We start from the raw sequence: 12,089 nt of genomic DNA on the forward strand, positions 1-12,089 counted from the left end.
CGACCCCCTTAGCGCAAGGATTCTACGAGATGGCCGTTTTCCCCGAGAAATCCTTGCGCTAAGCAGCGCCCATCTCGCGTCGCCCTCTGGTGCTTCCTGGTGCTTCCTGTCTGGTGCTTCCTTTGCGCAAGGATTTTTCGGGAATTGCCCTGAGTTTGTAGAATCCTTGCAATCAGTGGCGCTCAGTGGCGTCTTAGCGCAAGGATTTTTCGGAATCCTCCTTGAACTCGTAGAATCCTTGCGCAAAGCCCTGTCCCAGCGCAAGGATTCCACGAAGTTCCCCTTCTTTCCGAGAAATCCTTGCGCTAACGGCCCTCTTTGCGCAAGGATTTTACGAGATGGCCGTTTTCCCCGAGAAATCCTTGCGCTAAGCAGCGCCCATCTCTCGTTCCCCTCTGGTGCTTCCTGTCTGGTGCTTCCTTTGCGCAAGGATTTTTCGGGATTTGCTTTGAGTTCGTAGAATCTTTGCGCTAAGCCCTGTCCCAGCGCAAGGATTCCACGAAGTTCCCGTTTTCCCCGAGAAATCCTTGCGCTAAGCAGCGATCCTCGCTCGCTCCTCTTTAGTGCCCAACCATTGTGCCCCACCATCCAGCCCACGAAAGCAGCAGAGGTCTCCAAAATTGAGAGGTTCAACTATCTGTCTCCCCCAGTCAGCAAAGCTGACAACACGTTCTGCAATTATGGTCGCGCTGCGCGCGCGGTCTGCTGGCTCGCCTGTCGGCTCGCACGTTGCCTACAAACAGCTCCGCTGTTTGCTTCACGGCAACGGTCCGTCAGAGGGGCCAACACCACTCGATCAATTCGAGACGTACCACTATGTGATCGTAGATGCGGTGGGCGGCGCGCAGTTGGAGGGGTCGGAGGAGCGGAGGGTGTGCCGGGGCGGTCACCGAGGAACTTCCATACTCGTTGTGTGCATGGAACGTATGTTGGTATTCCATTGTGTGCATGGAACGTACATGAGCGGGCTTGGATCAGGCGTTTCACGTACGTTGCATGTACACGATCACGTAGATGTAAGTTCCATGCACACGATGAGCTGTGCCTAATGTACGTGCTATGCACACGATGCGTGACTCAGGTGGGACTGGAGTCGTCTGCAGCATGTCTACACGTACGTTGCGTGCACACGATCGCTTCGGTGGAACATGACATAGCGCTGATGGGCTCTTTTTGATGGGCTCTTTTTCGCGGGTATCGTACGGAATAGTACGGGATAGTCAGTGCGTGGTACGCAGTCTCGGTCACAGGGCGCGCCGTGCTCCCCGTGGTGCTCCCCGTGGTCAAACGGTGAAATCCTTGATATTGCAACAATGATGCTGTGATCACAGGGTTCAGGTCACAGGGTTCCCCCGATCCCTGTGAGCGATGACTGAACCCGCGTCGCGCACGCGGCCGGTTACGGGAAGTGTGACCTTACGGGAAGGGTGACCAGTCGGCTGCCCGGCCCGCGTCAGAGTGCGCCGACCGCGATCAGACAGAAGAACGTCACCAGACTTGCCACCGATTCGACCATGCCGGTGATCATCGGAGGCACCGGCCGCCGCCGTGCGATCAACGGCAGCGCGACCGCGCGTGCGAGCAGCAGCGCAGCCAGCGCAATCAGCAGCGCGGCCTGCAATCCGCCACGCTGCGTCTGCAACCCTGCAGCCGCCAAGGCTCGCGTGCCGCCGTATCCCCATAGCGCCAGCAATCCGAAATGCCAGACCCACGAGGCCGCCAGGTACTCTCGCCGCCCGCGTTCGCGGATCATCGTCTTGACGAACAGCACCGAGCCGAACTGCACCGCCGCATAGCATTGAAACAGCACCATCCCATGCAATGAGATGGTGGGAATGCCGGTCGGCGCGTCGGTCGTATAGAACAACGTCAGATCGACCATCAGACACGAGGCGACCACCGCGGCGGCATTCGCCCACAGCGTCCGCTCGCGCCTGCGCCACGCCGCATACGCCGCGATCGCGGCCAGCACCACGTAAGCCGGCGCCCACGCGAGAATACCCGGATGCAGCACCACGAACGGCACCCCGGCCAGCAGCAGAACGACCGCATAGCCGACGACCGGCGGCCTGTAGCGAGCCGCACATCTCGACTTGAGCCAGCGCGCCCCGGTGAACTCGACGCAGTAGCACAACGTCCAGCACACGATCAGCCAGATCGTCGTGATGATCGACCCCGGATTGACGGCCGGCCACCCGCCGATGAGCGGCACGAGGAATCCGGTCAGCGCGGGCATAAGCGCCATCGCCCATGCGCCCGGCTGATCGGGAATCCAGCCATGCGCGCCGATTCGCGCTACCTTGCCGCTTCTGGGGAGGCGCGACGGCTGCGTATGCGGTTGCGCTGATGAATGCACCGACTGCACATATTGCTTGGAACGCTGCGCATCCGCTGATTGCTCATGATGCGGTTCGGTATGAGTGGGCTGATCATCCAGTTGCTCTGTCATATCGCGATTGTACAGGTTGCCGGGCATGGCTGCCGGGCATGGGCTGCCGGTTGCGACTTTCGCGCTCACTTTCAAATGAGGCACCGCGGTTGCGTCGATGCGTCGCCGGTCGGCTGCCGGGCATGGGCTGCCGGTTGATTGCCGATGCCTCCGTCGGTTGGCTGCCGTCATGGATAGGCCGCCGGGCATCGGCTGGCGTTGCCGGCATCGCCGTCGCTGCCGTCAGTCGGCTTCCGCGGAGGGGCTGCCGTCGTTGGAAGTGCCGCCGTCGCTGCCGCTGCCGTCGCCGGCATGATCGCCCTCCGCTGCGGTGATGTCCGCTGCGATCGAATCGTGGCTGAAATCGTGATCGCGGTATCCGGGATCGTCCACCGGCAGATGCTGCATCAGCGTGTCGAAGACCTGACTGTAGATGCGGCCGCGCTCCAGCACCCCGTCGAGCACATGGCCGCCGAACGTGTGATCGTCGGACAGAAAATGCTCATGGAAGCCGGCCACCGCGGCACCGTGGAACATCACCGGCGAAAAATAGCCGAGCATGGTGCCGCGCACGTCGTGACGCAGGAACATGGCCTGCCGGTCGGCCACCTCCACGAGCTTGGGGTAGGGGGCCTGTTGCTTGATGACCGCGCGCGTCTTCATGAAGCTGAACGTGCCGCGCACGATCACCGAAAAGAAGGTGTTCGCGCGTCCGTTCGCCTCGACGATGCGATCATTGAGTTCCTTGAGGCCGATGTCCGCGCGCTCGCATTGGTATTGGAATGCCGCGCGATGCACGTTGGCGAACGGCATGGTGAAGTCGTCGTCGACCTGTTCGGCCACGCCGCTGGAGCCGATCTTGTAGGCCACGCCGTCGAGGATGATCAGCTCGCCGTCGAGCCCCTCGCCGGTGCCGATGCCGGTGTCGCCGTGGCGCAGGAGTTCGCCGAGCGTGGTCGTGCCTTCAAGCAGGCCGGGGACGAGCAGCGCGAGCGTGCCGTGCTGGTAGAGCACGTTCGCGTCATGTTCGGTGATCGGACGGATGTTCTTGGCAAGTGATCGTGTCACGATCGCCACAATAAACGACCGGCCGACCCGCATTCAACGGGTGGCCGGTCGTGGTGGTCGTGATGTGTGTCACATGCCGGGGTTATGCCGGTCGCCTGGGCTTGTTGCTCGGGTTGCCGGCGTGTTGTTCCAGTGTGTTGGTCGCGGTGTGTTGGTCGGTGCCTTGGTCGGCGGCTGGCCAGCGCTTTGGTTGGCTTTGGCGGCCTTGGTCAGCCTCGTCAGTGCTTTGCATGTCGTGAAGCCGACGAGCTGACGGTTGCCTTGGAGGCGTTGGAGACCTTGGATGCGCGGTTGAGGGCGAATCCGACCGCGGCGAGAATCGCGGCGGCGATCACCGAGACGATCGACGTGGAGCCGGTGCTGGACAGTGTTGCCGGCGCATTGCCGTTGCCGTTGGTTTGGTTGCCGGCGTTGTTGCTGCCGTCGGCGTTGCTGGAACCGTTGCCATTGCCGTTCGGTGTCTTTCCGGGCTGCTGCGCGTTGATCGCATTGCCAGTCTGCCCATTCTGGCTTCCGGTATTGCCGTTTCCGCCGTTGTTGCCCGAGTTGCCGTTGTTCCCGTTCTGGTTCCCGCCATTGCTGGAGTTGCCTTGCTGGCCGCCGTTGTTCCCGTTGCTCTGCTGGTTGCCGCCGGTGGTGTTGCCATTGCCATTGTTGCCGTCGGTGGTGTTGCCGCCGGCGTTCCCGTTGCTTCCGGAATTATTGTCGGTGTTGCCGTTGCTGCCGCCGTTGTTACCCGGATTGTCGGGATTCGCCGGCTTGTCGGCGACCGGCCATGCGGCAGGCTTGGCCTCGGCGTACAGCCACGTCTTCGACCAGTCGGTCAGATCGGCGCCGCTGACCTTGGCGGCCTCCTTCACGAAGTCGTCGGTCGTGACGGATTTGCCGGCGTTGTCCTGCGCCCATCCCTTGAGAATCCTGAAGAACGTGTCGTCGCCGACCTTGGTGCGCAGCGCCGCCAGCGCGTAGGAGCCGCGGCCATACGTGCCGTTGCCGAACAGGTTGTAGGCGTTCTTCGGGTTCGCGGGCGCGATGCCCCAGAACAGCGGATCATTGTTCGTCTTGAACCAGTCGCGATACCAGCTGTCGATGTCGCCGCTGAACTTCTCGGTCTCATCGATGAAGTCGTTCGACAGGTACACGGCGAAGCCCTCGTTGAGCCACAGATCCTTCCAGTCGGCGATCGACGTGGAGTCGCCGAGCCACTGGTGGATGAGCTCGTGGATGAACGTGGTCTTGTCGGGAACGCCCGCGTAGAACGGGCGGCCGGCGGTCTCCAGGTTGTAGTCCACGCCGTCGAGGTTCTCGAACACGAATCCGAGCGAATCGTACGGGTAGTCGCCGAGCTTGCTGCTGGCCCAGTCGACGTACTTGTCGATGTTCGCCGCGAAATCGTACACGGTCGCGGTGTTGATCGGAACATCGTAGATCGACTTGGCCACGTAGGCGTGCAGCGGAATCGTGCGCTCGCCGATCTTCACGTCCTTCGCGAACTCGTAGTAGTCGCCGAACGAGGCGAACACCTGGTACGGGAGCACCTGCTGCTTTTGCTGCCAGTGCCGCGTGGTCAGCGTGCCGCGCGAGGTCTGCGAGACGAGGTTGCCCACGCTCACGCCGGTCAGCGAGCTCGGCGCGGTCAGCGTCACGTCGTATGTGGCGCGGTCGGTGAGGTTGTTGTTGCTGGGGAACCAGAACGACGGTCCGTTGGGCTGGCCGATGCTGCTCGCGCCGTCGCTGTCGGAGCTGGGCACGAATCCCTGCACGGTGCCGGCGCCGAACTTGTAGTCGGCGGAGGCGAACGCATAGTACTTGAGCTTCACCGTGAACGTGCTGCCCGAGGCGATGCGCTCGGTCGGCTTGACGACGATCTTGTACTGGTCCTTGGTCTTGTCATCGTCGCGGCTGACGGTGGCCGGCTTGTCGTTGACCGTCACGCTGGACTCGTCGATCTTCAGATCGCGCAGATCGAATTCCACCTTGTCGAGCGATTCGGTGGCCTTCGCGGTCACGGTCGTTTCGGCGCGGTATCCGCCGGCAGTGGTGCCGAGCGGCTTCTCATAGGAAAGGCTGACGTTGTAGTTCTGCACGTCGTACCCGTCGTTGCCGTTCTGCGACAGTATCTTCTTCTCCTCGGTGGGGTCGATCGGATTGGTGCCGGTGCCGCAGCCGCCGGTTTCGCTCGGCTCGTTGGCGGCGCGCGGCGTGCCGTCCGGCTTGGCCCAGATGTCGCGGGTGCCCTCCGCCCGGTGCGCGGTCACGTTCGCGAAGAAGTCGTCGAGACCTGGAATGGCGAGCGTGGCGCTGTTGAGTCCGTCCTCGCGATCGGTGTCGCGCAGCACGTTGTCGACGCTCGGATCGACCGGACGACCGAGTTCGCGCACGCGCACATCGGGCTTGGCGAGGAATTCCTTGAGATGCTCGGCCTGATACCATGCGTAGCCGTAGTTGTAGTCGCCGAACGGATCGTATCCCTCCCATTCGTTGACGACGGGCGCGGACTTGCCGTTGGCATCCTTGTGATCCTTGTTGTATTCGATGAAGAACGGCACGCCGATCTTGGCGGCCTCCTTCTCGCCGTTGCTCGCATTGCCGTCCGGATTGTAGACGACGTTGGGAAGCAGCTTGTCCTTGGTGTCGGAAAGGTTCTTCAGATAGTCGTTGACGATCCTGCCGTACAGGTAGCCGAATCCGTGGCTGCGCGTCGTGTCGCGGATGTAGCGGTTGGAGCTGTTGCCGTCGAGCTTGAAGTCGAACTGGTAGATCTTCTTCACGCCGTTCTTCAACGCTGCCGTGTTGGCGGTGTTGATGGTCGGCGTGGTGTACGGGCACCAGGTGCCGCCGAACAGGATGGTGAAGTCGCCCTCGCTGTTGAGCAGGTGGATCAGCTCCGGGTAGGTCACCGTCTGCACGGTGAAGTCCTTCTTGGCGCTGTCCGGAATGCCTACGCCGGCCTCCTTGGTGGCGGGCACGTTGTTGATGCGCGACTGATAGTAGTCGATGTGGGAGTAGACCGCGGTGTTCGCCTTGCCGTCCGCCTTGAGTCCGGCCGCGTCGAACACGCTGCCGATCTCCTTCTCATACGCTTTCCTGCCGGCCTCGTCGAAGCTCGTGGCGGTGGAGACCTTGCCGGCCAGAACCGGCTTGTCGGCGTTGGCCTTGTTGTAGATGAACAGATACGTGGAGTCGGACGTATAGTTCGGATCGATGTTCTTCAGCCGCTCCTTGATGCCGCTGCTGTTCTGCGGATACGACCACAGCGTGGTCCACGCCTGATCGAGGCTGGGATCGGTGATGTCGAGACGGTCGCCGTCAAGCTTGGGATCGAAATGATAGACCTTGCTCACGCCCTTGGCCTTGGCGACCTCGTTGATCAGCGGCAGTGCGGCCTGGGAGCTTTTGTTCTCCGGTCCGCCGAATACGATCGCGAACGAGCCGCCCGGATAGTCGGGATTGTCGATGTTGGTGTTGTAGCTGCCGTTCTCCGCCTTGTATCCAAGCAGATACTGCAGCCGCTCCCACGTCACCGATTCAAAGACGTGGCCCGCCGGCAGCTTGTATTCGTCGGCGAACCAGTCAAGCTCGGTGCGCTGCTGATTCGCGGTCGCCTTGGTGGTGCTGTTGTTCGCGTTGGCGCCGTTGTTCGTCGCCGGTGTCTGCTGGGTCTGCGGGCCAAGCGTCTGGGCGCTCGCGGTCGGCTGGATGATGGCCGCCGATGTCAGCCCCAAGGTCACGGCGAGCGCGGTGGCCGCGATGGATGTGAAGGTGATGGTGGTCGCTTTTGCGGTTGCCGCGTGTCGCGCGGCTCCCGGTCTGCTGAATCCTCTCATGAGGGCTCCTCTCCTTGGCGATGTCTGATGCATCGTTGATTGGAAGGACCCCATAGCGCTCTGTATCGGCAATTCGCTGACTTGCTCTCGTCGCTCTTTTCCGCAGATCTGGCTTTCGGAGCGGGGCCGAGGGTAGTCGCCAGTCTGCTGTGTCAGTAGTTCGTGGATTATCTTTGGCTCCCCTTATCAGGGGAGCTGGCCCGCGGAGCGGGTCTGAGGGGTAGTCGTTTCGTCCACGAACTTCTGATGCAGCAGGCTAGGCGAACCAGCCGCGGCTTGCATGTCGCGATGATGCCGTCATGCGTCGCTGACGCATGGTGCTACACTGCTTTATGGGTGTCCTTGCTCGGATATCCAAGGGCGATTCGCGTAATTTGACCGTTGGCGAATCGCCCGTTTTGTTATGTGTTGCTGTTGTTTGTGTTGTTCTTGTTGAGTTGTTGCTTGTTGAGTTGTTGGTTGGTTGTGATTGATGATGTTGTGCTCGGATTCGGCTTCACCCTTCCTTATGCCTCTTCCAAGTTGATTCACATCCTATCGCGTTAGTCGGCGGCGACGGGCCGTTTCGATATCGCTAAATCTGATAGCCGATTATGTCGCGCCCCGCGCGCGATGCCGGCCGTGGTGCACGTTGCCGGCGGCGTTCCGGGGTTGCGACGGTCTCTGGAACCCGTGTGATCTGTCTCGTCATTATCTGAGTGGTGTTGACGCGGCATTGTCCAGCGGGGGGGGGGTAGCCTTTCCCTAGGGCTTGAATAGAGGGGGAACATCGATGTTTTGCCCATATTGCGGATTTCGTATAGCGGCATATGATCCACGGTTCTGTCCGAAGTGCGGCAGATCGCTGGCGGCTGTTCGGTCTCGTGCCGCATCTTCCAACGTCGCGAACTCTGCGGATGTGCGGTCCGCGCCCGCCACGGCCGCATCGCCCGTGATCGGTGTGGTTGCGCAGCCGGTTCCGCAACCGGCAGTGCAGCCAGTGCCGCAGTCTCACACCGCGGCATCCTCTGTGGATTCCCGCGTTGCATCGCGGCGGACGCCGGCGTCCGTGCCGACCGAACGGGTGATCGGTGTGGATGATGCGACCGCGCGTCGCATGATGGAGACGCTGCGCGACGCCTATGACGCGATGGGCGCATGCGACGAAGCGGTTGCGGCGGCGGATCGAACCGAACAGCGTTGGAACCGTGGCGTGGCATGGCTGCGGACGTTTGGCGTGCTCTCGCTGCTCGCTTTGGTCGCAGCCGGTGGCATGCTGGGCATGGTCAACGACAACGCGTCGGCATCGACGCTGGATGCCCTCGCCGTCGCGGGATGGATCGCGTTGGCGGTTGCATCGCTGCTGCTGATTGCCGTCGTGACAATGGTCGTGCGCCAGATTCGTCGACGTGGTCCGCTGATGCGGGATTTGACGGATCGAGCGCGTTTCAGACGTCAGCGCGACCGGATCAGCATGGCGATCCGACCGCTGGAGGAGCGACTTCCACCGGGTTTGCGCAATCGTGCATACGCTGCGAGGGTGCTCGCTTTTGCCGACGCTGCTGCTGCTGTCCCTGCTGGTTCTGGCGGTGGTTCTGGCGGTGGTTCTGGCGCTGGTGCCGGTGCTGGTTCCAGTGGTGCGGCGACGGTTTCGTCTGCATCGGTGGGATCGGTGGAATCTGCTGGATCGGTGAAATCGGCGGGATCGTTCGGCGATGTGATGATTGCAGCCGCGTCGCCGGTTCATTATCCGATGTTTGGCGATGCAAAGGCGCTGGATGTCGATTGGGATGCGATTCGCGCGGTCATTGATGGCATCGGCAGTGATTCCGATGGTGGTGCTGCTGATGGCACTGATGGCACTGATGGCGCTGACGGCGTTGGCGGTACTGGTGATGATGGCGCTGGTGGCGCTGAGGATGCTTATGAAGCCGACGACGTGCTGGTTTCCACCCCCTCGTCCGCTCGTCCGCTCGCCATCGCCGCGCGCTTCGGCATGTCGATGATCTGCTCGTTGGCGGCTTTCGCACTGTCGCTCGCCACCTGCGTGTACACCGTGCCGTCGCAGCGCAGTGCACTTGCGGCGGCGGCTGATTCCTGCAGCCAATCGTTGGATGATCTGTGGGGGACCGTGTCTGACGCCTCATGGGCGAGTTATGTCAGCGTCCACGACGTCGGCAACGAGAAAGCGCTGAAGACGTTGCAGTCGAGTCGGTTGCAGGGGGTGAGTGTCTACTCCTGCGCAGACCCCCGCAATGCCGGTGTCGCGGAGATTCTTCAGACAGTGAGCGAGATACAGGATCAGAACACTTCCCTGGAACAACTCGTCAAGTCGACGAAGCTCAAGTCCCGTGACGACTATGCGCTGGGCGATATTCTCGCCGCGACGTCGGATGGATCGTATCGCTCGATCGCCGGCGACTACTGCACCAAAGGTGGCTCCTGCGTCCATATCAGCGAATCGGGAACCATCACCGTGGCCGCCGACTCGTCGTTCAATCCGTTGCAGAGCAAGCAGGATTCATCAGAACTCTCCCCGGTGGCCGCCGATCAGCATGGCAACGACTACCTGTACAAACGCGGCCTTGGACTGCTGTTCCTAGGACCGGAGGATGAGTTGCAATGTATCTACGGCAGCGGTTCGGTCTGCGATGACCTTCCTTCCTCCGATATCACGGCCCGGCCGGTGCGGGTCATGTATTTTCCCAAAGGCGTGAACGTGGCGGCGCTGGAGTCGGAGATGTGCTACCTCGAGTGCAGGGGCGATTTCGTCCCGCCGGATGCCAGCCGTCCGTTCCTGTTGATCCCCGTATTCGGTGGAGCGGTGGGGACTCTCAATGATCCGGCGGATGCGAATGCCTACTATCTGCAGTCCGATGATCAGAAGAACTGAATGACGGCCATCGCGGTCGCAATTGTCGGATGGAAGCATCGACGAACGCATCAACGGAAGCATCAACGAAAGGAAAGACCATGTATTGCAGCAAATGTGGAGCGCAGTACGCTCAGGATGCCGAGTTCTGCACTGTGTGCGGAGCGAAGCTGGCTCTGTCAGCGCCGATCTCGCAACCGTTGGCCGGGTATTGCCCGCAGTGCGGCAGCAAGGCGACGATCGACGGGCAGGTGTTCTGTCTGCATTGCGGCACTCGGCTGAGTGCTCTCGCAGCCGCCGCGCCGCAGGGAGGCATGCAGCCTGTGCAGCCGGCGCAGTATGTGCAATATGTGCCGGTGGCTCCGCAGGCCGCCGCGCCGCCGTTTCAGCCTCGAGGATACGTGCATTCCGAGAAGGACAGCATCCTGCGCCTGATTGCGGCCATCACGAATATCGTGCTTGTGTCGATCGCGGGACTGATCGGGCTGAGCATGCTCGCCGTAAGTCCTCTGGGTTTTATCCTGTTGGTGTCATTGGCGTGGAGGGTGCCGATGACCGTGTATTCGTGGGGGATCTACTCTGGCAGGAATCCGAACACGACAACGTTCGCTGTGCTTGATCTGCTGTTCTGCAGCATTACCAGCGGCATATTGCTGTGCGTCAGCGGTAAGGAGGGATGACTGCCGCGTGCTGCCGTGATGCTGCTGCCGTGGTGCTGCCGCGTGTGCTGCTGCGCTGCTGTATTGCTGTTGTATTGCTGTGCTGACTCTGCCATGCCGGCGGCGATTCTGGGTTTCGCCAATGTCCGTTGTCGGTTCGAGGGGCGGATCGGGGGCTCCCAACCGGCGGTTCCCGGCATTGATCAGCCATAGATAACCAACATAGATAACCAACCATATATATAGGAAAGGGAGTATGGCCATGTATTGCCATCATTGCGGAGCTGTGCTTCAACCCGATCAGGTGTTCTGCGACAGATGCGGCACTGCCGTGGCATCTACAGATGCGGTGCCGAGTGCGGCTGTGGGGAGTGCAACTGCCGGGAGCGCGACTTCGGGGAGTGCGCCGGTAGGCGGCGCGGCTGCGGCCTCGGCCTTCGGTGGTGGCGTTGTCGGTGCTGCCACGACTGGTGTTGCCAGTGCCGCCGCGCCAACTTTGGTCGCCGTCAGACAGCCGATGTCGAAGGAGATGAAGCTCGGTATCGCCGCCGCCATAGCCGCTCCGATCGCGGTCGCGCTTATCGTGTTCGGTGTGCTGACGTCCATTGCGAATAGCGCATTGACGAATGCCCTCAGTGCGTGCGGTTATACGAGCACGACGTTGGCTGCGGATACGCAATTGCCTGACGGCATGACAAATGCCGTAGTTGAGCCATATGCACAGAACGGGGACTATGAAGCGAGTGCGATGGTGATTGACCATCGGACGCTGGGCTTGACGACATCTGGGATTCCGGACTGCGTGTTCAACGAACTCGGCGTGCCGGATGATCTAATGTCCAGATTCGGTGAGACCAGCATGTCCGATGGCATGCAGGTCGGCGTCTCCGGCCCATACACGTACAGTTGGTATTACAACGGTTCAACCCTGTATACCGTCATCTCCAGAACAGCGCTGTTCTAATGGGTTGTCTCGCAAATGATTGAGTGGAATTGCCATACCAGCCCAGGCCATGGTAGGGCGTAGCGAGTAGGGTGTAGCGAGCGTTTTTCGGGAATTGTGGGTTGATCTCCCGAATAATGATCGCTGAGCCGTCCTCAGTGAACATTATTCGGGAGATTCCCGTTCTTTTCCCGAATTTCGATCGCTGAGTAGTGTCGGATGCTCTCATGGGCATCCGAACATCGAGAATCTGGCGAGTTGGCGCAGCGCGACACGCCTGCGGAGCCGTGAAGGCGGAAGCACGGTGTGCTTC

At 61.2% G+C, this 12,089-nt stretch carries 6 protein-coding genes; 3 read left to right on the forward strand and 3 right to left on the reverse strand.

What is annotated here, in order from left to right:
• Positions 1-1,453: 1,453 nt before the first annotated feature.
• The 3 genes from EHS19_RS02490 to EHS19_RS02500 all read right to left on the reverse strand — a co-directional run bounded on the left by EHS19_RS02490 (position 1,454) and on the right by EHS19_RS02500 (position 7,323).
• Positions 1,454-2,449, reverse strand: a complete 996-nt coding sequence (locus EHS19_RS02490; RefSeq protein ID WP_151916233.1) for a YwiC-like family protein — start codon at positions 2,447-2,449, stop codon at positions 1,454-1,456.
• Positions 2,450-2,671: 222 nt separating this feature from the next.
• Positions 2,672-3,496, reverse strand: coding sequence for an acetolactate decarboxylase (budA, locus tag EHS19_RS02495; protein ID WP_241677036.1), 825 nt, complete (start codon positions 3,494-3,496; stop codon positions 2,672-2,674).
• 218 nt (positions 3,497-3,714) lie between these two features.
• Positions 3,715-7,323, reverse strand: a complete 3,609-nt coding sequence (locus tag EHS19_RS02500) for a M1 family aminopeptidase (protein WP_151916235.1) — start codon at positions 7,321-7,323, stop codon at positions 3,715-3,717.
• Between the two features lie 1,048 nt (positions 7,324-8,371).
• On the opposite strand from EHS19_RS02500, the gene EHS19_RS02505 reads away from it, so the two are divergent.
• The 3 genes from EHS19_RS02505 to EHS19_RS02515 all read left to right on the forward strand — a co-directional run bounded on the left by EHS19_RS02505 (position 8,372) and on the right by EHS19_RS02515 (position 11,797).
• A complete protein-coding gene (locus tag EHS19_RS02505) occupies positions 8,372-10,195 on the forward strand; it encodes a hypothetical protein (RefSeq protein ID WP_175578255.1) in 1,824 nt (607 codons plus the stop codon).
• A gap of 80 nt (positions 10,196-10,275) precedes the next feature.
• Positions 10,276-10,854, forward strand: coding sequence for a zinc ribbon domain-containing protein (locus EHS19_RS02510; protein ID WP_175578256.1), 579 nt, complete (start codon positions 10,276-10,278; stop codon positions 10,852-10,854).
• Positions 10,855-11,089: 235 nt separating this feature from the next.
• On the forward strand, positions 11,090-11,797 hold the full coding sequence (locus EHS19_RS02515) for a zinc ribbon domain-containing protein (protein WP_151916238.1): 708 nt from the start codon (positions 11,090-11,092) through the stop codon (positions 11,795-11,797).
• Positions 11,798-12,089: the final 292 nt, after the last annotated feature.

It is taken from the genome of Bifidobacterium jacchi, assembly GCF_009078285.1.
GTDB lineage: Bacteria > Actinomycetota > Actinomycetes > Actinomycetales > Bifidobacteriaceae > Bifidobacterium > Bifidobacterium jacchi.